Origin of the sequence: Pseudomonas sp. PS01270 (assembly GCF_029959775.1) — a bacterium.
Taxonomy (GTDB): Bacteria; Pseudomonadota; Gammaproteobacteria; order Pseudomonadales; family Pseudomonadaceae; genus Aquipseudomonas; species Aquipseudomonas atacamensis.
Genome location: NZ_JASCPT010000312.1, coordinates 1 through 252, shown reverse-complemented (window position 1 = coordinate 252; position 252 = coordinate 1). Strand labels below are relative to the sequence as shown.

Below are 252 nucleotides of genomic sequence, written 5' to 3'. Positions count from 1 at the left end.
CCACCGCTCACGCCAGTGATCGAATTGGTGATCGGCGCATTACCGACCAACGCATCGTTCGCAGCAACAGCAGTTGCAGTGCCAGTAGTCTGACCGACGCCGATGGTGATGGTCTGGCCGTTGGCCAATGTCACGACGACAGGAGAACCGGTAACTGGTGCACCGACGGTGGCGGTGTAGGTGACAGTGCCGCCTTCGGCGACCGATGTATCGGCGGTCAGTTTGACGGTCGAGGTATCGATGGTATCGGTG

The 252-nt window shown here is 59.9% G+C and carries 1 protein-coding gene; it reads right to left on the bottom strand.

Annotated features, from left to right (window positions below; translation table 11 throughout):
* On the bottom strand, nucleotides 1–252 hold a 252-nt coding region (locus tag QMX86_RS28400), incomplete at both ends, for an immunoglobulin-like domain-containing protein (RefSeq protein WP_282388008.1).